Raw genomic sequence first — 2,060 nt, 5'->3', positions numbered from 1 at the left:
GCCGAGCGGCCGATGCCGGCCGCGCGCGCACCGCGCCAGCGCGTCGCACCGCCGGTCGCCGGCGAGCGCATGTCGGCCGCCTTCGCGCTGCAGACGCTCGCCGACCTGCGCGATGTGCACGACATCGTCGTCGAGGAAGCGCCGAGCGCGCGGCCCATCATGCAGGAGCACCTGCCGTTCACGCGCAGCGGAACGTTCTACACGATGGACAGCGGCGGGCTGGGCTACGGGATGCCGGCCGCCGTCGGCGTCGCACTCGCGCAGCCGGAGCGGCGCGTGATCGCGCTGATCGGCGACGGCTCGAGCCTGTATTCGATCCAGGCGCTGTGGAGCGCCGCGCAGCTGGGACTACCGATCACGTTCGTGATTCTCAACAACCGCCGCTACGCGGCGCTGCAGGATTTCGCGCCGGTCTTCGGCTTCGGGCCCGACGATCCCGTGCAGGGCACCGATCTGCCCGATCTCGATTTCGTCGCGCTCGCGGCCGGGTTCGGCTGCCGCGGCGTGCGCGTCGGCGATCCGGCGCGCCTGCGCGACACGCTGGCCGACGCGCTGCGTGCGACCGCGCCGGTCGTCGTCGACGTCGAAATCGCCTGATGCGCGCCGCACGTCCTTCCGGAGAAACCATGCAGACTGTATCGATGCTGATCGGCGGCGAACGCCGCCAATCGTCCAACGGCGCGACTTTCGTGCGCCGCAATCCGCTCGACGGCGCGATCGCGTCCGAAGCGCCCGCGTGCACTGTCGACGATGCGCGCGCGGCGGCCGAGGCGGCCGGCCGTGCGTTTCCCGAATGGGCCGCGCTCGGCCCCGGCACGCGGCGTGCGCTGCTGCTGAAGGCGGCCGACGCACTCGACGCGAAGCGCGCGCATTTCGTCGCGGCGATGGCCGCGGAGACGGGCGCATCGGCGCTGTGGGCCGAATTCAACGTGCAGCTCGCGGTGAGCGGGCTCGTCGAGGCCGCGTCGCTGACTACCCAGGTCGGCGGCGAGCTGATCCCGTCCGACGTGCCTGGCTCGCTCGCGATGGGCGTGCGGCAGCCGGCCGGCGTCGTGCTCGGGATCGCGCCGTGGAACGCGCCGGTGATTCTCGGCACGCGCGCGCTCGCGCTGCCGCTCGCCTGCGGCAACACGGTCGTGCTGAAGGGCTCGGAGCTGTGCCCGGCGACGCACGGGCTGATCGTCGACGCGCTGCAGGAGGCCGGCTTGCCGCCGGGCGTCGTGAACTTCGTGACGAACGCGCCCGACGATGCCGGCGCGGTCGTCGCCGCACTGATCGCGCATCCGGCCGTGCGGCGCGTGAACTTCACCGGCTCGACGCGCGTCGGGCGCATCATCGCCGAAGCCTGCGCGCGGCATCTGAAGCCCGCCGTGCTGGAGCTCGGCGGCAAGGCGCCGTTCGTCGTGCTCGACGATGCCGATCTCGATGCGGCCGTCGACGCCGCCGCGTTCGGGGCGTTCGCGAATTCCGGCCAGATCTGCATGTCGACCGAGCGGATCGTCGTCGACACATCGATTGCCGATGCGTTCGTCGCAAAGCTCGCGGACAAGGCCGCGTCGCTGCCGCTCGGCGATCCGCGAAACGGGCCGGTCGTGCTCGGCTCGCTGATCGACGCGAAGGCCGTCGAACGCTGCAACGCGCTGATCGACGATGCGCTCGCGCACGGCGCGACGCTGCTGTGCGGCGGCAAGGCCGACAGCAGGCTGTTCCCGGCGACGCTGCTCGACCACGTGACGCCCGCGATGCGCATCTATGCGGAGGAATCGTTCGGTCCGGTCAAGGGCATCGTGCGCGTCGACGGCGAGGAGGCCGCGATCCGCTGCGCGAACGACAACGCGTTCGGCCTGTCGTCGGCCGTGTTCAGCCGCGACGTCGCGCGCGCGCTGCGCGTCGCCGCCCGCATCGAGTCGGGCATCTGTCACGTGAACGGCCCGACCGTGCACGACGAGGCGCAGATGCCGTTCGGCGGCGTGAAGGACAGCGGCTTCGGCCATTTCGGCGGCAAGGCCGGCATCGCGGCGTTCACGGACCTGCGCTGGATCACCGTGCAGACCGCGCCG

2 protein-coding genes are annotated in these 2,060 nt (G+C 72.0%); both read left to right on the top strand.

The window, feature by feature from the left end; translation table 11 throughout:
• On the top strand, positions 1-597 hold a 597-nt coding region (locus HMPREF3115_RS03940; protein ID WP_256276002.1), incomplete at its 5' end, for a thiamine pyrophosphate-dependent enzyme.
• A gap of 29 nt (positions 598-626) precedes the next feature.
• Positions 627-2,060: aldehyde dehydrogenase (locus tag HMPREF3115_RS03935; RefSeq protein ID WP_070553471.1), on the top strand; the 1,434-nt coding region annotated here is incomplete at its 3' end.

This window comes from Burkholderia sp. HMSC10F09 (genome assembly GCF_001806955.1).
In the GTDB taxonomy this organism is placed as follows: domain Bacteria; phylum Pseudomonadota; class Gammaproteobacteria; order Burkholderiales; family Burkholderiaceae; genus Burkholderia; species Burkholderia multivorans.
The sequence above is the reverse complement of the archived record's forward strand: the minus strand, read 5'-3'. Positions and strand labels throughout refer to the sequence as shown.